Genomic DNA, 21,710 nt, shown 5'->3' on the forward strand with positions numbered 1-21,710 from the left:
TGTAGGGGACAAAGGGAATAATGACGAGATACAAATAGAACTTTACTGGCAGTGTACTTTTTTTTAACCGCGGGAGGAATTCGACCTAGGTCGGTGAATCATTTGAAATATCAAATGCCCTTGAACAAACCAAAGGCAATATCTGGACAGAACCAGCATCGGCCAGACGCCCTTTTTCAAGGGCTCTGCTTCACTGCTGAAATGGCCCGCTTTAGCCGCCTAACGACGAGGTGTTGCGGGCGGGACTCTCAATTGCTGAGGGGATATCCGCGCAGCCCCTGCGTTTGCGGATGGAGCAAGCTTGAAGAGGGTGGCGTTTAAGGAAGGCAAGTGGGGGGGAACACGTTTAACAAGAGCAAGTTTGGCCCTGCGGGCTCAGCCGCGCTATGCACGACTGAGCCCAGCCCAAACGCCCGGTTCACACCAGCGGCTAGGCGTCCGCCGGGGCGCCCTTGGTCATCACAATCCGGTCATTCTCCACCTCTGCGAGAATCACATCGCCGGGCGCAAACTTGCCGGACAGGATATCCTGAGACAAGGGATTCTCAATGTACTGCTGGATGGCCCGCTTCAACGGGCGAGCACCGTACACCGGATCGAAACCCACCTTGGCCAGCAAATCCAGCGCTTCGTCACTGATCTCCATCGACAAACTTCTTTCCGCCAGCCGCTTGTGCAACAACTGCAACTGAATGGACGCGATACCGCGAATCTGGCTTTGTCCCAGCGGATGGAAGACCACCACCTCATCAATGCGGTTGATAAACTCCGGCCGGAAATGCGTACCCACCACCTCCATCACGGCGGCTTTCATGGCTTCGTAACGACCGTCGTTGTCATTAAGGTCACCACTGTCCGTGTCAGTCTGGTCAAAACTGATGGTATCAAACGAGCGATTGCGGGAAATATCCTGAATCACGTCTGAGCCCAGGTTCGAGGTCATCACCACCACCGTGTTGCGGAAATCCACCGTGCGCCCCTGGCCATCGGTCAAGCGACCGTCTTCCAGCACCTGCAGCAAAATATTGAACACATCCGGGTGCGCTTTCTCCACCTCATCCAGCAACAGCACAGAATAAGGTTTGCGGCGCACGGCTTCGGTCAAATAGCCGCCCTCTTCATACCCCACGTAACCGGGAGGCGCACCAATTAAACGCGCAACCGAATGCTTCTCCATGAATTCGGACATGTCGATGCGCACCATGGCATCCGGACTGTCGAATAAAAATTCTGCCAGGGTTTTGCACAGTTCGGTTTTACCCACACCGGTTGGGCCGAGGAATAAAAACGAGCCGTTGGGACGATTGGGGTCCGACAGGCCGGCCCGCGAGCGACGCACCGCATTGGAGACCGCCACCACGGCTTCACTCTGGCCGATGACTTTATCGTGCAACACGTCTTCCATGCGCAACAGTTTTTCACGCTCGCCTTCGAGCATTTTACTCACCGGAATACCGGTCCACTTGGACACCACTTCGGCCACTTCTTCTTCGGTGACGCTGTTGCGCAGCAACTGCATATCCACCATATCCGCCTGACTGGCCAGCTCCAGCTGCTTCTCCAGTTCCGGGATGATGCCGTACTGCAATTCGGACATGCGCCCCAAATCACCGGCGCGGTGTGCCGATTCCAGGTCCAGGCGCGCCTGTTCCAGATTGGCTTTGACTTCCACCGAGCCGTGCAGTGCGGCTTTTTCAGCCAGCCAGATTTCTTCCAGGTCGGAATAACTGCGCTGACTTTTTTCAATTTCCTCGTTCAACAGCGCCAGTTGTTTTTGGGCCGCCTCGGTGTCGTCTTTTTTCACCGCTTCGCGTTCAATTTTTAACTGGATCAAACGCCGTTCCAGGCGATCAAGCTCTTCGGGCTTGGAGTCGATCTCCATGCGAATGCGGCTACCCGCCTCATCAATCAAATCGATGGCCTTATCCGGCAATTGACGATCGGTGATGTAACGCTGCGACAACTTGGCTGCGGCAATAATCGCCGAGTCGGTGATATCCACCCCGTGGTGCACTTCATAGCGCTCTTTGAGTCCCCGCAAAATCGCAATGGTGTCTTCCTCGGTGGGTTCATCCACCAGCACTTTTTGGAAACGACGCTCCAGTGCGGCATCCTTCTCAATGTACTTACGGTATTCATCCAGGGTGGTGGCACCCACGCAATGCAACTCGCCACGCGCCAGAGCCGGCTTCAGCATGTTACCGGCATCCATAGAGCCCTCGGCTTTACCGGCACCCACCATGGTGTGAATTTCATCAATAAACAGGATGATCTGACCTTCCTGTTTGGACAGCTCGTTGAGCACGGCTTTCAACCGCTCTTCGAAGTCACCTCGGAATTTGGCACCCGCCAACAGCGCGCCCAAATCCAAAGACAGCAGGCGTTTGTTTTTCAAACCCTCGGGCACTTCGCCGTTGACGATACGCTGTGCAAGCCCCTCCACGATGGCGGTCTTACCCACACCCGGCTCACCGATCAACACCGGATTGTTTTTGGTACGACGCTGCAACACCTGAATGGTGCGACGAATTTCATCATCGCGCCCAATCACCGGGTCCAACTTGCCCGCTTCGGCGCGCTCGGTTAAATCAATGGTGTATTTATCCAGCGCCTGGCGATTGCCTTCGGCATCGGGATTGTCCACGGCTTCGCCCCCACGTACTTTTAAAATGGTTTCATCGAGTTTTTTCGGATCACCAAACTGTTTCAATAATTTACCCAGTGCGCTGCTGCCGTCTTTCATCGCAGCCTGCAATACACATTCACTGGAAATGTAGGCATCGCCGTTTTCCTGGGCTTTTTTATCCGCCAGATTCAGCAAGCGCCCCAGCTCCGCGGACATTTGCACATCACCCGTCGGGTTTTGCACCTTCGGCAGATTCTCCAGCGCGATGGCCAGAGCGTTGCGCAAGCCCGGCATATCGAAACCGGCTTGCTTGAGCAGCGGCAGTACCGCGCCGCCCTGATGATCCAGCATCGCCAGCAATAAATGAACGGGTTCCAGTTGAGTGTGGTCACGCCCGACGGCCATAGACTGAGCGTCGGCCATCGCCATTTGCAATTGGTTGGTTAAACGATCAATACGCATGATTTCCCTCAATGGCGGATCTGGAATTCCCTGTGCGTGTTTGCCTTTGCACGAGATTTCGCTGGCCGCGGCTATTAAAAGTAAAAGAATAAGATAACGCACGTCAGGGGATTGGCCCTGCAGGTGCGCCCAGTCTAAAGTGCACTCCTGAACTATAGACTGGCGCCGTTCAGCTTGATGGCGCCTGCAGGGAAAATGGGGGCAAGGAAAAAGAAATCAAGGCAAGCACGGAAAAAATACAGGACAAAAATGCCAAAACCGCACTTAAACCCGATAATTAACCGCCTGGCAAGGGGGTTTAACGGTGAACAAGCCACGACGACCGTCACCAAGCAGGTGTCATAAAAAGCGTTATCGGGTTATCAACAAGCGGGGATCAGACTAAAGACATCAAGCCGGGATCAGACGACAGGCATCGCCATGCAGCAGCCGGTCACCATGACCGCGCGCACTACCCGCATCACCCACCCTGAGCCAACCAGATCATGGCAGCCATGCGCCCCGTTTGGCCGTCGCGTCGATATGAATAGAATCGCTCACTGTCGGCGAACGTACAGTGTTGCCCACCAAACACCTGCTCCACCCCCAGTTCCGCCAGTTCGGCACGGGCGAGTTGATAGAGATCGGCGTGGAACTTCATCGGCTGACTGATGCTGGGACGAAACGCCGCAGAGATGGCCTCACCGTGAGCAGCACTGAGTGCCGAGTCAAAGAACGCCTCCAGCACATCAATGCCCACCTCAAAATGGGACTGGCTGATGGCCGGCCCCAAATACGCCAGCAGTTCGCCGGCCGGGGCGTCGGCACGGGCTTGAGCATCAGCGGGCGCTGGTGCGTGCGCGGAAGACGGCAGTTGGCTGCCCGCCTGGAACCGGGCAACGGTTTCACGGACAATACCGCCCGCCAGACTCCTCCAGCCAGCATGCACCGCCGCCACCCGAGTACCGGCCCGATCACAAAGTAAAATCGGCAGGCAATCTGCCGTCATCACCACACAGGCCAAGCCCCGCTCCCCGCTTGTGCAGGCATCGGCCGTGCGCACCAACCCATCCGCCTGAGCCTCGACCACCTTGATGCCGTGCACCTGCTCCAGCCACTGCGGCCCGACCGACACCCCCTGTTGCTGGCAGAGCCGAGTGCGATTGGCCTCGACCCCCTGCGGGTCATCCCCCACATGCAAGGCCAGGTTGAAGCTGTCATAAGGCGGCCGGCTGTCGCCCCCCTGGCGGGTCGTCATCACCGCCCGAACGTTAGCGGGAGCAGGCCAGTCCGGGTAAATGAACGCCGCAGACTCGGACCGGACAGTCACGGATTAGCCTTCCGCCAGCAGGCGCAACAGTTGCGCCATGTCGTCCGGCCGGGGCGCCTGCCACTCCATATATTCATCGGTGGCCGGGTGAATCAGACCCAGCTGTGCGGCATGCAGCGCCTGACGGCCAAAGTTTTTCAACATCTCCAGCAACTCTGGCGAGGCTTTTTTGGGAATTTTCATGCGGCCGGCGTAGGTGCTGTCTCCCACCAGCGGGTAGCCGATGTGCGCCATGTGCACCCGGATCTGGTGGGTGCGGCCGGTTTCCAGTTTCAGGCGAATGTGTGTGTGGGCGACAAAACGCTTGATCACCCGGTAGTGCGTGATGGCCTCTTTCCCGCCAAAGCTCACCACCGCCATCTTTTGCCGCTGACGGGGATGACGCGCCATGGGCGCATCCACCTTGCCACCGCCGGTCATCACACCGGGGACAATGGCCTCGTACTCACGGCTGACCGTGCGCTCCTGCAATTGTGCCACCAGATCCGCGTGGGCCTCCAACGTCTTGGCCACCACCATCAAACCGGTGGTGTCTTTATCGAGGCGGTGGACAATCCCCGCCCGCGGCACGTTGATCAGGTCCGGACAATGGAACAGCAAACCGTTCAGCAAGGTCCCGGTGCGGTTGCCGGCAGCGGGATGAACCACCAGCCCGGCGGGCTTGTTGATCACCAGAATATGGTCGTCTTCATAGACAATATCCAGCGGGATGTCTTCCCCTTCCCAGTCCCCCTGCTCCTCCATTTCCGCCAATAACTTGAGGGTCTCGCCACCTAACATCTTATCCTTGGGCTTGGCTGTCTCACCGTTGACGGTAAGCGCCGAAGACTTTATCCAGCTCTGGATACGCGACCGGGAATAGCCCGGAAAAAGCTCTGCTGCTGCAAAATCGAGCCGGGATCCCATCATCTCATCGGGGACGGTCGCGATTAATTCGAGTGTTTCTGCCATAGAGTGTGCCTAAATCCTAAATTCGGGGTCTTGATTTCAGGTCTATTGGAAATTCGGGGCTTTCCTGAAGTTCGGGGCTTTCCTGAAACTCGCGTCTTGCCGGAACTCGAGTCTTACATGTGAAATTCCGGTCTTATGTGAAATTCCGGTGTTGCCTGAAAAATGATGCTGGCCACAGCGGTGTTCGCTGAACTCACCTCCGCAACTGTGGTCCAATCAGCCTTAACTGGGATGTCAGGCCAATCATGGCCCCAATTCCAGCGTGGATCATACGTAGACGATTAACTGCACGTAGACTGCGTGGACGACTCATCCCAATACGTGGACGACTCATCCTAATATAGACGCCCAGTATAAAGGCTAAGGCCGAGGCCCGGTGAGAAAGCTGGTCGAAAAGCTGAATAAAATCAGCCGCTTTCAGCTGCGGCCCCTTTGGTCTGAGAGTTCTCTGTGGTTAAATACAGGGTAAATACATCCTGCCCGCAATAACTGGGTAGTTTAAACAAGCTCCGGTGAATAATCATTCAATAATCACCCGACATGCCAACTGAGTTGACGAACCTATGCTAGCCCGCCTCCTATTGATTATAGCCAGTGTGACATTCCTGGCCGCCTGCTCGTCTCAAGATGAAGGCCCGAAATACACCACCGAAAAAGACTTCTACGAAGCCGCCCAACAACAACTGAAAGCCCGCCAATGGGAAACCGCCATTGACAACCTGCAGGCTTTGGAAGCGAACTTTCCGTTTGGCACTTACGCAGAACAGGCGCAGCTGGAGCTGATTTACGCCTACTACCGCAACTTTGAGCATGAGGCGTCTTCGGCCGCTGCGGATCGCTTCATTCGCCTGCACCCCCAACACCGCAGCGTGGATTACGCCTTTTACATGAAAGGCCTTGCCTCGTTCACCGAAGGCAGCGGCATGTTCGAGCGCTTTCTGCCCACCGACCTCACCCAGCGTGACCCGGGGGCTGCGCGTCAGTCCTTCGCGCATTTTTCCCAGCTGCTGGCCCGCTTCCCGAACAGCCAGTACGCACCGGACGCCCGTAAGCGCATGATTTACCTGAGAAACCTGCTGGCTCGCTACGAAATTCACGTCGCCAATTACTACATGAAGCGAGGCGCCTGGGTGGCCGCCGCGAACCGCGGGCGCTACGTGGTGGAAAACTTCCAGCAAACACCGGCGGTACCTGACGCCCTGGCGGTCATGGTGCAGAGCTACCACGCACTGGACATGGATGATTTATCCGCCAACACGCTCGCCACCCTCAAAACCAACTACCCGACTCACCCGGCCTTCAAGAGCAATGGCGAGTTCAACTACCAGCACAGCGGTCGCCTGGAAGAGCGCTCCTGGATCAGCTATGCCACGTTTGGGCTGTTTGACAAGAAAGACCCTCCCGGGTTCGACAGTCGCGAACAGTACAATCCGGAGTATTTCAGAGAAAATCAGGCCCCACCGGAAGGGGTGTAACGGGAAGATCATCAGGGCAGTAATACCGCCTGATCCCAGGTCATCGAAAGGCGCTCCCATGAGCGCCTTTTTTGTGCCCGGACGTCGCCCCATCACACCCACACGTCACCCGCAGCGCTCCCGGCACACCGAGCCCGCACACGTCGAATCGCCGGCTGTAACAGGTAAAGATTTAACAACCCCTTGTAATGCGCTCACCGTGGACTTATATCTACCATTAACAGCGTTAACGCCGGCCATCAACAAATCCAGCCCAGGCACAACCCAACGTCGCCAGAACACCGAGACAACGTTTCATGCCAAAAGTCCGACCACAAGCCACTGCCAAAACCGAATCAGCCACGGCTGCTTCGTTGGGGTGCGCGCGGGCTGGGCAATGGGCTCGCTGGTTGCTCTTGCCCACACTGCTGTTACTCATCATCACCGGCTCTCATGCGGCGTTTGAAAATAACCGCCACAACACCGCGGTGGTTGAATCCGAAGTGCTGTCCCCCGGTGTTGAAAATCCGGGGCTGAACCCTGCCGACGTAACCGATGAGGGCTACGGCAACAGCGATCAACCCCACCATGCCCTGCCAGCTCAGGCCGTACTGCTCAACCACAACCCCCACTATCGGGTCTATTATTTACACCTGACCCCCAACCCGACCTCTCCGCTCTCCGGATCCATCGCCGCACGGGCCCCTCCAGAATTTACTGCTCCTAACTCCCCAGTATTTATTTTTTAAACGTCCAATCCCCGGCCGCCCCAACTCCAGAGGCGGCACATGGAGGCAGTTATGAAATTAGGAAACAGTATTCCCCTGGCCCGCCTGGATCACCGGTTATCCTTGCGTGAAAACGAGTTACCCGACATCACCCTGTCGAGTCCAGCCAGCAGCGTCCTGCTCGACTTTACCGTGTTTCAGCCAATGTCCCTGGCACCCGGCGTGAGTGTGGACGATGCCGCGACCGCCATGCAGTACAGCCACACCAACCTCAAACTGGTCGCAGACCGCGACAATTTTCTGCTGGGCATTGTCAGCCTGCGCGACATCAACAGCGTTAAAGTGTTATCCACCGCTTCGGCAATGGGCATCTCCCGCAGCGACCTCACGGTGAAGGATCTAATGACCACGGCTCAGCAACTGCATTGCATCAAACGTGACCGCCTGAAGCAGGCGACCGTCTCTGACGTGGTGGACCTGCTGGAAAAGGAAAAACAGCGTTTTCTGCTGGTGCTCGACCGTGAAGAACAGCTGACCGGTTTAATTTGCGCGGAAGAAATTGCCCGCCTGCTGGGCAAGCAGCTCGATACCCTGCCGCGGGCCAACGACTTTAAGGAAGTGTTCACCGCTCTGCGAAAGTAACTTAACGAGCTCAATACCTTAACTCCCTGCCGTGCGGCAAGCCGAGCCATTACCACTGGCCGGCTTGCCGCATCACTCCTGCGGCGGCTGTCGAACTCAGCCTCACTTCGGCTCTCGCTACACCTCTCAACCCGGTCACCCGCGCTGGCGGCTTCCCCGACAGTCGGCCAGCCCCAGAGTGCGCGCTGATCTTGCGCCCCACCTTTCCAGTTTCTACTGGTCTTTGTTACCGGGATACCAGTAATATTGCAGATCGTCAGAAAAACAGGCTTTAAACCATGGAAAAAACTCTGAATTTCAGCAATACCCTGGACTGGTTCATGGCTGCGTTAGCGGTCATTGTGGGCGTGGCGGTGCTGCAAACCTTTATTCTCGGTCAGCACTATATTATCCCTACCGTGCTATTGGTGCTGACGGTGCTACTGGGCAATCTGGCCTGGTACGGCCTGCATCAGGCGGCGTGGGCAAAACGGGTGAATTTTTGGTGCGGCCTGTTACTGACAGCTCACTTTTTTTTCGCATTGTTTTGGTCGAAAAAATACCGTGAACTTCTGGGCGATCAGTTTGAATGGGTGTGCGCGGCCGCGGTGTTGGTCGTTGGTCTGCTGACCTGGTTGTACGCTACAAAAAATCGCCTGTGGGTGCCTGCAACCCGGTTACCAACCGAAGCCACCTCTTCCGCTTCGGCCGCCAAACTCTCTGCCGACGCCTGAACCTCGGCGTACCCCCGCCTTATTGGCGCGGCACTGTCACACGCTGCGCTCGGGCCTCTTCTCACCGCCAGCATAAACCACTGACCGCCGGTTGACCGCGGCCAGTGGTTGTCATCAAACACAGGGCCTGTGCTCTCAACAAACGCGGCTGAACAGAGCTCCGCCAAGTTCAGCCGCAGCGGCCTGCCGGGAAATGATTCTTGACATAAAACAACAAACCTTTAATACTTTCAGAAATTTCTGAAAGTATTAAAGGTTTGTTTCATGATTCTCTCTGACAGCAGCCAGGCACTGGTTCTCCATTTTGGTGAAATGGGCAGTCGCTGGGGCTTTAATCGCACCGTGGGACAAATTCTGGCTTTACTGACCATCCACCCGGAACCCCTGAACGCCGATCAACTGGCGCAAGCCCTGCATATCAGCCGGGGCAATGTCAGTATGGGGCTGAAGGAATTGCAAGCCTGGCGATTGATTGAACGTCAACACCAACCCGGTGACCGCAAGGAATATTTCACCCCGGCCGGCTCCATCTGGGATATGGCTCGCGTGGTGTTTGAAGAGCGGCGCAAACGCGAACTCGATCCAACCCTGACGCTGTTGCGCCAACAGTTACTGGAGACCCCGCAGACCCACAACGAGACTCAGACCCAGGAAAAAATGCAGGAGATATACGACCTGCTGGAGCAACTGAATACGTTCGCCAACGCACTCCACGACATGAACCCGGAGCGCTTAAAAACACTGATGAGTATGGGCAGCGGCGTCAGCAAGGTGCTGAACTTTGGTGCCAAGAAAAAGGTGTCCTAAAGCCGCTCAAATCCCCCCAATGATCACGGGTCATTGGGGGGATTTGCTTTAACACAGAATCTTTACATCAGAACGTTCCTGATTGCACACCGACGTCTTTGCCCGCGAGGTCATTGATCGACACCAACCTGCAGTAATGCCACACCCGCTGTATTCAGAGGTACCCCCATGCTAGACACGCTCATGCTTTCACGCATGCAATTTGCCGCCAACATCAGCTTTCACATTCTGTTTCCCACCATCACTATTGCGCTGTGCTGGTTCGTGTTTTTCTTTAAGTTACGCTTTGACCAGACCGACAACCCGGTGTGGATGCGAGCCTACCGTTTCTGGGTCAAAGTGCTGGCACTGACCTTCGCAATCGGTGTGGTCAGCGGCATCACCATGTCGTTTCAGTTTGGAACCAACTGGCCCGGCTTCATGGAGACCGTCGGCAATGTCGCGGGTCCGCTGCTGGGTTACGAAGTACTCACGGCGTTTTTCCTGGAGGCCACCTTCCTCGGTATCATGCTGTTTGGGATGCACCGGGTCCCCAGTAAAGTCCATACGTTTTCCGCCCTGATGGTCGCTGTCGGCACCACGCTGTCGGCGTTCTGGATTCTCGCGCTCAATTCCTGGATGCAGACCCCCAGCGGCTACACCATGATCGATGGCGTGGTGCACGTGGTCAGCTGGTGGGATGTGATTTTCAACCCGTCCTTCCCCTACCGGTTGGCTCACATGCTAGTGGCTTCCGGGCTCACCGCGGCGTTCTTTGTGGCTGGTATTTCGGCTTATCGGATCCTCAAGGGCGACACCAAAAAAGCGCCGCGCCTGGCCCTCAAAGCCGGCCTGGTCATCGCCGCCATTCTCGCGCCCACCCAGGCCTTGCTGGGTGACTTCCACGGCCTCAACACGCTGCAGCACCAACCGCAAAAAGTGGCGGCCATGGAGGCTGTTTGGCACACCGAAAAAAGCGCCCCGCTGTTATTGTTTGCCATTCCCGATGAGGAAAACAAAACCAACCATTTTGAGATCGGCATCCCCGGACTCGCCAGTTTAATCCTGACTCACGACATCGATGGCGAAATTAAGGGCCTGACCGAATTTGGCGATAACCACCCGCCGGTCAAACCGGTCTTCTACGGCTTCCGCATTATGGTCGGTATGGGCATGTTGATGTGGTGCGTCGCCTGGTTTGGGTGTTATCAGGTTCGCGGCCAGCGTGAAGCCTCGCCTTTCGCGCTGAAACTCATCAGCTGGATGACCTTTTCTGGCTGGGTGGCCACGCTGGCGGGCTGGTATGTCACCGAAACCGGACGCCAGCCCTGGTTAGTCACCGACGTGTTACTGACCGCCGACGCCGTCACGTCAACACCGGCCAGCCACGTGGGCCTGTCACTGGCCATGTACCTGATCGTCTACGCGTTTTTATTGTGGGCCTACATCCACACGCTGCGTCTGATGGCTCGCAAGTCGGTCACTGTGGAGGAGTTTGAAACCCAATCACCGACCGGCGACAGCACTTTAAGCCCTACCACAATCTCCGGGAACTCTCGCCCCGTCAACCAAGGAGCAAACCTGTGAACGATGCACACTGGTTACCCATAATTTTTGTCGGACTGACCGGTCTCGCGGTGGTGGTCTATGCCATTCTGGACGGATACGATTTGGGCGTCGGTATTTTACTGCCCATGGACAGCCCGGCCGAGCCCCATCGCGATACCATGATCGCCTCCATCGGCCCGTTCTGGGACGCCAATGAAACCTGGCTGGTGCTGGCCATTGGCCTGATCCTGATTGCCTTCCCGGCAGCGCACAGTGTGATTTTGACCAACCTGTATTTGCCGGTGGCCGTCATGCTGATTGGGCTGATCATGCGCGGTGTCGCCTTCGACTTTCGCGCCAAAGCCGCCATCGATCACAAACTGGCCTGGGATCGCTGCTTTAAATTCGGGTCACTGCTCACCACCTTTTCACAAGGTTACATGCTGGGCATGTACGTGATGGGTTTTCAAACTCACTGGATGAGTCAGCTGTTTGCCATTCTCTCGGCCTTTGGGGTGACCGCCGCCTACAGCTACATCGGCGGCGCCTGGCTGATCATGAAGACCGAGGGCGCATTGCAGGAAAAAGCCGTGCGCTGGACCCGCAACAGTGGCCGCGCCACCTTTGCCGGTGTGATTGCCGTTTCCGTGGTCAACCCACTGGTCAACCCGGGAGTCTTCAATCGCTGGTTTGATTTTCCGCTGGTGATGTTTGTGCTCTTGATTCCGGCCCTGTGCTTTTTTGCGTTTATCTTCAACGACATTTTGCTGGCGCGGTTGCCGAAAGCAAAAGACCGACACTGCTGGCTGCCGTTCGTGATGGTGATCGGCATTTTTGTGCTGTGTTTCAGTGCCCTCGCGTTCAGTTTTTTCCCGGACATTGTGCCTGGGCAAATGACCATCTGGGAAGCGGCCAGTGCGCCGAAATCGCTGATGTTTATTTTATGGGGTGCGATTGTGGTGATCCCGGTGATTCTGATGTACACCGCGTTGTCTTATAAAATTTTCCACGGCAAGGCGACAGAGCTGCACTATCATTAAGCCATGTTTTCATGACATTATTTTTCATTAAGACCTTTTTTATGAGGACAGTGTGCGATTAAAAAATCAGTCATCAAGAAATTCAGTCATTAAAAGGCACCGGCAGTAAAACTGCACGGCCACCAAGCGGAACAGGCCGATTGCCCGGCAATCGATCGGCCTGCTGCACCGCTCACTGTGCTACCCGGGTATACCCCCCGTGCAGCCCTTCTTTCGAAAACACCCACTGCCATAACTGAACATTACGGGCGCGAAAGGCACCCGCGCAGGACAACAGGTAGTAGCGCCACATACGATAGAAGCGGTCGCCCATTTGGCGGGAAAAATCCGGCCAGGCAGCTTCAAAATTGCGATGCCAGGCCATCAGGGTTTTATCATAATCGGCGCCAAAATTATGCAGATCTTCGGTCACAAACAGGTTGTCGACGGCGTCGCCAATTTGCCCCACTGACGGCAAATCACCATTGGGAAAAATGTATTTATCAATCCAGGGGTCCGCGGCACCATGGCGATGGTTACGACCAATGGTATGCAGCAGAAACAATCCCTGTTCCGGTAAACAGCGATGCACCACTTCCATGAAGGTGCGGTGATTCTTACGTCCCACATGCTCAAACATGCCGATGCTGGCGATGCAATCGAAACGCTCATTCAGCTGGCGGTAGTCCTGCAACCGAAATTCCAGCGGCAAGCCCTTATAGCGCTCTTCAGCCCAGCGGGCCTGCTCTTTGGAAATGGTAATACCCACACACGAGACACCATAATGCTCTGCGGCAAAGCCCATTAAACTGCCCCAGCCGCAACCGATATCCAGCAATCGCATGCCGGGCTTTAAGTGCAGTTTCTGGCAGATCAAATCCAGTTTTGCTTCCTGGGCTTCGTCCAGATTGCGGGCGTTGCGCCAATAGCCGCAGGTATAGGTCATGCGCGCATCCAACATAGCACGGTAAAAATCATTGCCGATATCGTAGTGATGCTCACCCACTTGCCAGGCGCGTTTATAGGTTTGCAGGTTCAAATAGCGGTTGCGCAATCCCTGCATAAGGAGCGTCATGGGGTGTGAATGCTTCTGCAGATTGGCGCGCAGCAACCGGAAAAAAAACTGATCCAGTTTGTCCGCATCCCAGCTGCGATCCATGTAGGCTTCACCCAAGCCCAGGTTGGCGTAGGCGCTGATTCGCTCCAGCACCCCTTCCGCATTGAAATGCATGTCCCAGGGGCGGTCACCATCAATGCGAATGTCGGCCTGCAGCAAAAGTGCTTGCAGCTGTCGGTGTAACGACGAGCTCGGATTGTAAAAAGATGTGTCGTGAACAAAATGAGAGTCTCGCATCGCTGCGCCTCCCCAAACTGTTGGTGTTCGAAATCCCCGGTCATGGGACCATCGGGTGAGCATCGACCTCCATCACGCCCTCTCACTGCTCGGGACAGGCTTGCACCCACCTCTTCAGTATAGACACTCCTGAACAACAGGATTTTGACGACAGCGCGTTAACGGGTAACGCCGCCAGGGTGTCACACCAATGGCGCACCCCGCTCGAATCGCCCTCCTTCCCCATTACTGCCGCTGCTGTTGATGATGCTGTTGTTGATGATGCTGTTGTTGTTGATGCTGTTGACGCTGGAGTTGTTGGCGCTGGAGTTGCTGATGCTGAAGCTGTTGGCGCTGTATGTGTTGACGTTGCATGCCCATCTGCCTGGCCGTATTGGCCCGATTCAATTGTTGCAGACGCTGCTCCTGCAGATGTTGGGGGCGCTGCTGCGGGAGGTTATGCGACGGCCGTTGCGGCAAGGATTGTGACGGCATGGTTTTAGGCGACAGCGGCCTGGAGGGCAATGTCGGTGGCTGCACGCCCCCCGTGCCCGGTGCGTAGATTCGACGCGCCCACCGGCCAGGCCAGGGATCCATTTCATCGCGCACAGAGAGCGCCATGGGCAGACAGCGATGACCAGTCGAGTCGCCAGGGTCGACGTGGAAGCGGATGGAATCACAGCCGTCATCATCATGTCCTTTTGGGTCGGAGTCAGCGCCCCGGCAGGGCGACAGCCCTTGGCAGAAGGTTTACCGCAGCCTCCGGCAAGCGCCCAAGGCTCCTAAGCAGCATAGACTATGGGTGATGATTTCTGGCCGAGGCGAGGGCTCTTGACCGATCTGGCGCGCCGCTCGCCAGCGACGCCGTTGCCTTACCCGTCGGGCGTTATGACTGGGCGATATCCGCAAAATCGCCACGCACCAGCGTTTTCAAATCGTCAGGGCTGAGTTCAATTTCGAGACCGCGCCGCCCGGCACTGACAAACACCGTGGCCAACCCCTGCGCCGAGCGATCAATCATGGTGGGCAACGCTTTTTTCTGGCCCAGTGGGCTCACACCGCCCAGAATATACCCCGTGGAACGCTCCACATCGCCCCGCTGCGCCATGGCCGCTTTTTTTGCCCCGCAGGCGCGCGCCATGGACTTCATATTCAACTTCGCGGCCACGGGCACAACCCCGACCGCCAGCTGCCGACCATCCAGCTGCACCACCAGTGTTTTGAACACCTGCCGTACATCCACCCCCAGTTTTTCAGCGGCTTCGAGCCCATACGATTCGCTCCCGGGATCGTGTTGATACTCGTGCACCCGATGCTCAATCTTGTGTTGTTTCGCAACGTTAATGCCCGGAGTCATGTTGCTTGCGCCTTCATCTTGTCAGCATCCTCATGTTGATACCATCCTCGTCCTGTTCACCTTTGTGATGACCGTGTTACGCTGGCTCTGCCAAGGAGGTGCGGTCTGCACGACCAAAGGTGCGGCCTGAACTGCCAGCGCATGTTAACACCGACGGCGGTGATTTTTGAGACCACCCCGGCGCTGCCGTTAGCACATTCACAATCACAATTGTGAAACACTCGTCGGCTAGTGTTGGCCACATTTGTGTAACGCTTAATTGACTAATAAACCCAATGCGTCCAAAGTTTAAGCTATATTGGTATGTTAACTGCTAGCTCAATTGCAGGTTACTCTGTTCCAAAGGATGAAAGACATAAATAGGATGTATCGCGGTTTGCCAATGCTTGTTAAGACAGCACCCAGTCAGAATATTTTTGATCTCGTCCGTCCTGCAACCTGCTCGGGCAACTTAAGGCCAATAACTTCAGTGTTGCCCGCTCCCATCCGCACTTTCAAGCGCAAGGTACCTCAACTATGTCTATAGCGTGGAATGATTACCCCGTCGGTGACTTCTATGACGAAATCATCAGCAGCCCGGGGAACCCCCGCAAGCCCGCTCAAAAGCTCTTTTCATATCTTAAGTCATTGAATTCCGAAGACATTTCTTCACGTGTTAACGCCGCCGAGCTGGCCATCAAAGAAATGGGCATCAGCTTCACGGTCTACACTGACGAGGGCAACATCGACCGGGCCTGGCCTTTCGACATCATTCCCCGAGTTATTTCCAAACCCCAGTGGGACAAAACCGATGCCGGTTTAAAACAGCGCCTGCAAGCGTTAAACATGTTCATCGACGACCTCTACAACGAACAGAACATTATCAAGGACGGCATTATTCCCGAATTCGTCCTCAAGCAATCCGTCAACTACCGACCGGAGTGCGAGGGCATGTCTCCCGCTTTTGGGGTCTGGGCGCACGTTTGCGGCACCGATTTGGTGCGTGACAAGGACGGGGAATTTTACGTTCTGGAAGATAATCTGAGGGTGCCCTCTGGGGTTTCCTACATGCTGGAAAACCGCTCCATCATGAAACGGGTGTTGCCGGAAGTGTTTGAAAAGGTCGACATTGCCCCGGTGGGCGACTATCCACAGCGTTTGTTTGAAATGCTCGGTAGCCTGTCACCCCGTAAAATCAAAAAACCGGTGGTGGTGGTACTGACCCCCGGCATCTTTAATTCGGCCTATTTTGAACACGCCTTTCTTGCCCAAAAAATGGGCGCAGAGTTGGTCGAGGGCAGCGACCTGGTGGTGCAGGACGATGATTGCCTGTACATGAAAACCATCGCCGGTCTGGAGCGGGTGGACGTGGTCTACCGCCGCATTGATGACCTGTTTCTCGACCCGGAAGTGTTCAACAAGAAATCGGTACTGGGCGTACCCGGCATTATGCGCGCCTGGAAAGCCGGCAACCTGGCCCTGGCCAATGCCCCGGGCGCCGGCGTCGCCGATGACAAGGTGGTCTATGCCTACGTGCCGGCCATCATCAAATACTACCTGGATCAGGACCCGCTCATCTCCAATGTCGAAACTTTTTTGTGTTACGACGAAAAACAGCGCAACCACGTGCTGGCCAACCTCGACAAGCTGGTGGTCAAACCGGCCAACGAATCCGGCGGCTACGGCATGCTCATCGGCCCGCACTCAACCCAGAAAGAGCGCGACAAGTTCGCCCAGCTGATCAAAGCCAACCCGCGCAACTACATTGCCCAGCCCACTCTGGCGCTGTCTGTCGCCCCCACCTTTGTGGGCAAACACAACACCCCGGAGCCGCGCCACCTGGATTTGCGCCCCTTTGTTCTGCAGGGCAAAACCAGCTACGTCACCACCGGCGGACTGACTCGGGTTGCCATGGTCAAGGGCTCGCTGGTGGTCAATTCCTCCCAGGGCGGTGGCAGTAAAGACACCTGGATTGTCGACACCAGCACGGAGGGTAAAGCATGATGTTATCGCGCGTCGCCGAGAGGGTTTACTGGTCAGGACGCTATCTGGAGCGTGTCGCAAACACCGCCCGGCTGGTCAGCATTTATGAAACCCTGCTGCTGGATTTACCCAAAACCGTCAAACTCAGCTGGTACAATCTGATCATCATTAACGATTTGGAAGAAGCCTATAATGAGCGCTACAGCGTGCGTTCAGAGCGCAATGTGGTGAAGTTTTTACTGGGTGATGAAGACAATTCCTCCTCTCTGATCAACTCGCTGACGGCGGTGCGTGAAAATGTGCGCACCACCCGCGACGTGGTACCGGAAGAAGCCTGGGAGATGATTTGCGAACTCACGCTGTATGTTCAGGACAATCTGGAGCTCGGCATTAACCGCCGCAGCCGTCATGAATTTCTCGAAGATGTGATCAAAGGCTGCCTGCAAATCAATGGCTTGCTGTTCGGCACCATGCCGCACGTGGCCTCGTGGGAATTTTTCAGCATCGGCTACAACTTCGAACGCGCCGACATGACCATCCGCTATCTTGAGGCCGGACTCACCGCGATTCTGCAACTGGAAGATGACGACCACGCGGTCAACAGCCAGCAGGTCATCTGGGGCAATGTACTGCGTTCCCTCAACGCCACTCAGTATTACCTGCGCACCACCCGCAGCCCGGTAAAGGGACAAGAAGTGCTGCCCTATTTGATCAACGATCCGCACTTTCCCAGATCCATTGCCCACTGCATTCAATCGATTATCAGCTCCTGTGGAACGCTGCCGCAGTCAGAGCCGATCATTAAGCATTTGAAGAAAATCAGCAAAAAACTGGACGAGCAAGTGGATTTTTCCGACGCCGGTGAAGAGCTGCTGGAATCGTTAAATCAACTGCAGATTTTATTGACCAGCTGCCATTTTATTATTTCGGACATCTGGTTCCCAAACGACTGAATTAACGCTGCGGAAACCTAAAGGAAAGCTGTCACATGACCATTCGTGTTGCACTGAATCACAATACTTATTATGAGTTCGATCGGCCGGTAAACCTGTCGCCGCACACTATCCGTCTGCGTCCCGCGCCCCACAGCCGCACGCCGATTCACAGCTACAGCCTCAAAGTCGAACCGGCCAACCACTTCATCAACTGGCAACAGGACGCCTTTGGTAACTTCCTCGCCCGGCTGGTGTTTCCTGAGAAAACCACCAAATTTTCCGTTGAGGTTGAAGTCCAGGCGGACATGACCGTCATCAACCCGTTCGATTTTTTTCTCGATGAATACGCCGAAGAGTTTCCTTTCAGCTACCCCAAGCAGCTGAAAAAAGAACTTAAACCCTATCTCGAAAAGGGCGAACACGGTCCGCTGTTTGACCAGCTGCTGAAATCCATCCCGCTGAAAAAATGTCGCACCAACGATTTTTTGGTGATGTTAAACCAGAAAATTGAAAACATGATCGAGTACGCCATCCGCATGGAACCGGGTGTACAAACGCCGGAAGAAACCCTGCAACTGGCCGTAGGCTCCTGCCGCGATTCCGCCTGGCTGCTGGTGCAGCTGTTCCGGTATGTGGGCCTGGCCGCACGCTTTGCCTCGGGTTATCTGGTGCAGCTGAAGCCGGACGAAAAGTCGCTGGATGGCCCCAGTGGCGCCGCTGAAGATTTTACCGACCTGCACGCCTGGTGCGAAGTCTACCTGCCCGGTGCCGGCTGGATCGGACTCGACCCCACCTCCGGTCTGTTTGCCAGTGAAGGCCACATCCCCCTGGCCTGCACCCCCGACCCGGTGTCCGCGGCCCCCATTGAGGGCTTTACCGACAAGTGCGAGGTGGAGTTCGAACACAGCAACGAAGTCTCCCGCATTCTCGAAGACCCCCGCGTCACCAAGCCCTACACCGACTATCAATGGGCCGAAGCCCTCAGCCTCGGCGACCAGGTGGATAAAGAACTGGAAGAACTGGATGTGCGTCTGACCATGGGCGGCGAGCCAACGTTCGTCTCCATTGACGACATGGAATCCGAGCAGTGGAACACCGCCGCCCTGGGGGCGCACAAACTCAGTCTCGCCAACACCCTGCAGCTGAAGTTACGGGATCATTTTGCCCCCCACGGCCTGCTGCATTACGGACAAGGTAAGTGGTATCCCGGGGAAGAAATCCCGCGCTGGGCGCTGGGTATTTTCTGGCGCAAAGACGGCGAGCCGTTGTGGAAAAACCCGGCCTTACTCGCCCGCAAAGACAAAGATTACGGCTACGACATCAAGCACGCCAAAAAACTCATGTGCGGCATTTCGCAACTGCTGGGTGTCAAAAAAGACTTCGTGCAGCCGGTCTATGAAGATGCCCTGCACTATTTGCTGCAGGAACGGAAACTGCCCACCAACATCGACAACGCCATCGCCAACGCCAAAAGCGGCTCTGAACGTGCACGGCTGGCGAGCATTCTAGAGCGCACGCTGAAAAAACCCTCCGGATACATTGTGCCACTGGAGTGGGATTCCATCGCTCAAAACTGGCAAACCTGCCTGTGGGAAACCCGCCGTGACCGCCTCACCCTGATCCCCGGGGACTCCCCCATCGGCCTGCGCCTGCCGCTGGACGATCTGCCCTATTCCGCCAAAACCGAACTGCCCCCGCAGCGAGACCCGTTTGAACCCCGGCAACCGCTGCAGAAGCGGGAAGCCATAAGCTTCCCGGCGTCACCCGTGGTCGTCGCGCAAGTGCTCACCGCCATTGAAGACGCTGTTGCCAGCGACGACGAAAAAGCCTCGGCCGACGACGCCCAAAAAGACAAAACCAAGCGCGACCAAGTCAAAAAGACAGATCCGTTGCTGCGCTCGGTGATTCGCACCACCCTGTGCGTCGAAGCCCGTGAAGGCCGTCTGTACGTGTTCATGCCGCCGGTGTACAGCCTCGAAAATTACATTGAGCTGGTCTCCGCGATTGAAGAAACCTGTCAGGCGCTGAACACCCCGGTAATCATTGAAGGCTACGAGCCGCCGCGCGACCCGCGCATGCAAAAACTGCTGGTCACCCCCGATCCAGGGGTCATTGAGGTAAACATCCACCCCGCCGACAACTGGCGGCAAATGGTCAGCAATATGGAGGAGCTCTACGCCGCCGCCCGGGAATCCCGTCTGGCGACGGAAAAGTTCATGCTCGATGGCCGCCACACCGGTACCGGGGGCGGCAACCACATCACCCTGGGCGGTAAGACCCCGGCCGACAGCCCAATACTGCGGCGCCCGGACCTGCTGCGCAGTTTCGTCACCTTCTGGCAGCATCACCCCAGCCTGTCGTACGTGTTTTCCGGGGCCTTTATCGGGCCCACCAGTCAGGCCCCCCGCGCCGACGAAGGCCGCGACGAAATACTCTATGAGATGGAAACCGCCTTCCAGCAGATGCCCGAAGGCCTGTCCGAACAGCCCTGGCTGATCGACCGCCTGATGCGCAACCTGCTGATCGACATTACCGGCAACACCCACCGCGCCGAATTCTGTATCGACAAACTGTATTCCCCCGACGGGCCCGCAGGGCGACTGGGGATACTCGAGTTTCGCGGCTTTGAAATGCCGCCTCACAGCCGCATGGCCCTGGTGCAGGCCCTGTTGATCCGCACCATGGTGCTGCGCTTCTGGAAAGAGCCCTACAACAAACCGCTGGTGCGCTGGGGTACCCAGTTGCACGACCGCTTTATGATGCCTCACCACCTCTGGCAGGACATGAAAGCCGTGGTCGATGACCTCAACGAGCACGGTTACCCGTTCCAGCTGGAGTGGTTACTGCCGTTTGAGGAATTCCGCTTCCCCCATTACGGTCGCACCAAACTGGACGATATGGAGCTGGAACTGCGCTGGGCCGTGGAGCCCTGGCATGTGCTGGGTGAGGAGAGCGGCAGTTTTGGCACCGCCCGCTATGTCGATTCGTCGGTGGAGCGCTTGCAGGTGAAAATGACCGGCATGACCGAAGGTCGCCATGTGGTGACCTGTAACGGTCGTCGCGTGCCGCTGGCAGGGACTGGCCGACAGGGCGAATGCGTCGCCGCCGTGCGCTACAAAGCCTGGGCCCCGCCCTCTGGTCTGCACCCGACCCTGGGCGTGCACACCCCGCTGGTGTTCGACGTCATTGACACCTGGAACGGCCGCTCTATCGGCGGCTGCACCTACCACGTCTCCCACCCCGGTGGTCGCAGTTACGACACCTTTCCGGTCAATGCCTTTGAAGCGGAGTCGCGTCGCGGCAACCGGTTTGACCAGCTCAGCCACACTCCCGGCCCCTATACCCCCAAACCGGAAGTGGACGCTTTGCGGGAGTTTTTTCCGGTCAACCACCCGCCGCGCCCCATGGCACCACCGCCCGAGGAGTCCCCGGATGAATACCCGTACACCCTGGACCTGCGGCGCAAGCCCCGCTGGTTGAATGAATAGCCCCGCTGGCTGAATGAATCGCCCCGCGGATTAAATGAAATAGCCATGCGGGCCGAATGAACCGCCACACTGATTGAATGAATGTGGTTAAATGAATTGCTCTGGGGGGTGCACTCACCAGTCCCCCCGGCTGAAGACTCAGCCCGGGGGGAGAAGGAATCCCCTCATTGAAACACCAAAGCAGGCAGCGCACTGCGCGATTGGTCCAGACCCGCTGCAACTGCAACAAATTCGTCTAACAATCGCCTTTATTCAACTCAATAACCATAAGAAAGCGCCAAGGTTGAACACTTTGAGGAAGGTGACATAATGCTCACCCCAGATTGCAGCCGTGTTCTGCAGGTGACCCTTATCCGGCAGGCAGGTGGTCTGGATACTGCATAGTGAGCGACTTGCC

16 protein-coding genes are annotated in these 21,710 nt (G+C 56.4%); 11 read left to right on the plus strand and 5 right to left on the minus strand.

From position 1 onward, the window contains the following. Window positions 1-430 precede the first annotated feature (430 nt). From clpB to rluD, 3 genes are all read right to left on the minus strand, one after another. Window positions 431-3,088, minus strand: coding sequence for an ATP-dependent chaperone ClpB (gene clpB, locus G8770_RS19535; RefSeq protein WP_167191023.1), 2,658 nt, complete (start codon window positions 3,086-3,088; stop codon window positions 431-433). Between the two features lie 460 nt (window positions 3,089-3,548). Beyond that, window positions 3,549-4,397 (minus strand): purine nucleoside phosphorylase YfiH/LACC1 family protein, encoded by an 849-nt coding sequence (locus G8770_RS19540; protein WP_341771178.1) that lies wholly within the window; start codon window positions 4,395-4,397, stop codon window positions 3,549-3,551. A gap of 3 nt (window positions 4,398-4,400) precedes the next feature. Beyond that, window positions 4,401-5,348: a 23S rRNA pseudouridine(1911/1915/1917) synthase RluD gene (rluD, locus tag G8770_RS19545; protein ID WP_167191025.1), complete on the minus strand. Its 948-nt coding sequence runs from the start codon at window positions 5,346-5,348 to the stop codon at window positions 4,401-4,403. Window positions 5,349-5,911: 563 nt separating this feature from the next. Between rluD and G8770_RS19550 the strand changes: the two genes are divergently transcribed. The 7 genes from G8770_RS19550 to G8770_RS19580 all read left to right on the plus strand — a co-directional run bounded on the left by G8770_RS19550 (window position 5,912) and on the right by G8770_RS19580 (window position 12,259). Further along, window positions 5,912-6,823: an outer membrane protein assembly factor BamD gene (locus G8770_RS19550; RefSeq protein ID WP_167191028.1), complete on the plus strand. Its 912-nt coding sequence runs from the start codon at window positions 5,912-5,914 to the stop codon at window positions 6,821-6,823. A 296-nt stretch (window positions 6,824-7,119) separates the two neighbouring features. After that, window positions 7,120-7,551 (plus strand): hypothetical protein, encoded by a 432-nt coding sequence (locus G8770_RS19555; protein WP_167191031.1) that lies wholly within the window; start codon window positions 7,120-7,122, stop codon window positions 7,549-7,551. Window positions 7,552-7,602: 51 nt separating this feature from the next. Continuing rightward, window positions 7,603-8,172 (plus strand): CBS domain-containing protein, encoded by a 570-nt coding sequence (locus G8770_RS19560; RefSeq protein ID WP_167191034.1) that lies wholly within the window; start codon window positions 7,603-7,605, stop codon window positions 8,170-8,172. Window positions 8,173-8,450: 278 nt separating this feature from the next. Continuing rightward, entirely contained in the window at window positions 8,451-8,885 is a 435-nt protein-coding gene (locus G8770_RS19565) for a hypothetical protein (protein WP_243760583.1), read from the plus strand. Window positions 8,886-9,149: 264 nt separating this feature from the next. Next, a complete protein-coding gene (locus G8770_RS19570) occupies window positions 9,150-9,692 on the plus strand; it encodes a GbsR/MarR family transcriptional regulator (RefSeq protein ID WP_167191037.1) in 543 nt (180 codons plus the stop codon). A 168-nt stretch (window positions 9,693-9,860) separates the two neighbouring features. Then, the gene (locus tag G8770_RS19575; RefSeq protein WP_167191040.1) at window positions 9,861-11,258 is read left to right on the plus strand and encodes a cytochrome ubiquinol oxidase subunit I; all 1,398 of its coding nucleotides are present in this window, start codon (window positions 9,861-9,863) and stop codon (window positions 11,256-11,258) included. Next, window positions 11,255-12,259 carry a cytochrome d ubiquinol oxidase subunit II gene (locus G8770_RS19580; RefSeq protein ID WP_167191043.1) on the plus strand — a complete coding sequence of 335 codons (1,005 nt, stop codon included), beginning with the start codon at window positions 11,255-11,257 and terminating at the stop codon, window positions 12,257-12,259. The genes G8770_RS19575 and G8770_RS19580 overlap by 4 nt, the downstream gene beginning before the upstream one ends. Window positions 12,260-12,431: 172 nt before the next feature. Here the strand turns inward: G8770_RS19580 and cfa are convergent, their stop codons facing one another. Then, entirely contained in the window at window positions 12,432-13,592 is a 1,161-nt protein-coding gene (gene cfa, locus G8770_RS19585; protein WP_167191046.1) for a cyclopropane fatty acyl phospholipid synthase, read from the minus strand. 243 nt (window positions 13,593-13,835) lie between these two features. Between cfa and G8770_RS19590 the strand changes: the two genes are divergently transcribed. Beyond that, on the plus strand, window positions 13,836-14,060 hold the full coding sequence (locus tag G8770_RS19590; RefSeq protein ID WP_167191049.1) for a hypothetical protein: 225 nt from the start codon (window positions 13,836-13,838) through the stop codon (window positions 14,058-14,060). A 397-nt stretch (window positions 14,061-14,457) separates the two neighbouring features. On the opposite strand, the gene ybaK is transcribed toward G8770_RS19590, so the two are convergent. After that, window positions 14,458-14,928 (minus strand): Cys-tRNA(Pro) deacylase, encoded by a 471-nt coding sequence (gene ybaK, locus G8770_RS19595; RefSeq protein ID WP_167191052.1) that lies wholly within the window; start codon window positions 14,926-14,928, stop codon window positions 14,458-14,460. 516 nt (window positions 14,929-15,444) lie between these two features. On the opposite strand from ybaK, the gene G8770_RS19600 reads away from it, so the two are divergent. From G8770_RS19600 to G8770_RS19610, 3 genes are read left to right on the plus strand one after another with little or no spacing between them, the layout of a single operon-like run. After that, a complete protein-coding gene (locus G8770_RS19600) occupies window positions 15,445-16,911 on the plus strand; it encodes a circularly permuted type 2 ATP-grasp protein (RefSeq protein WP_167191055.1) in 1,467 nt (488 codons plus the stop codon). Continuing rightward, window positions 16,908-17,843 (plus strand): alpha-E domain-containing protein, encoded by a 936-nt coding sequence (locus tag G8770_RS19605; protein WP_208022386.1) that lies wholly within the window; start codon window positions 16,908-16,910, stop codon window positions 17,841-17,843. The genes G8770_RS19600 and G8770_RS19605 overlap by 4 nt, the downstream gene beginning before the upstream one ends. Window positions 17,844-17,878: 35 nt before the next feature. After that, a complete protein-coding gene (locus tag G8770_RS19610; RefSeq protein ID WP_167191058.1) occupies window positions 17,879-21,313 on the plus strand; it encodes a transglutaminase family protein in 3,435 nt (1,144 codons plus the stop codon). The last annotated feature ends 397 nt before the right edge of the window (window positions 21,314-21,710 follow it).

This window comes from Pseudomaricurvus hydrocarbonicus, from assembly GCF_011602365.1.
In the GTDB taxonomy this organism is placed as follows: Bacteria; Pseudomonadota; Gammaproteobacteria; order Pseudomonadales; family Cellvibrionaceae; genus Pseudomaricurvus; species Pseudomaricurvus hydrocarbonicus.